General features: G+C 40.8%; 1 pseudogene. It reads left to right on the top strand.

Annotated elements, in window-relative coordinates:
* Window positions 1-213, top strand: a pseudogene (locus V6260_RS19245) (chromate efflux transporter); the annotation flags it as partial.

Here is a 213-nt window from a genome sequence, read left to right as displayed (position 1 = left end):
TGCGGTTAGTGCCCATCAGTTTGACGCTGTTTGCTTTGCTATTATTGCAGGCTTAAAGATATATGCCGTTGTTATAGTCGCTGATGCAACACTTAGTATGACTAAAAGATTTTGTACAAGTGCTGCGCTTAAGTTACTCGCGGTAATGAGTACCCTTGCGTTGGTGTTATTTACAATGATGGGAACTAAAATAGCGATTTTAATCACCGCTGC

This window comes from Pseudoalteromonas aliena, from assembly GCF_038155085.1.
GTDB classification, from domain to species: domain Bacteria; phylum Pseudomonadota; class Gammaproteobacteria; order Enterobacterales; family Alteromonadaceae; genus Pseudoalteromonas; species Pseudoalteromonas aliena_A.
Note: the sequence above shows the minus strand (reverse complement) of the source record. Positions and strands in the feature narration are given on the sequence as shown.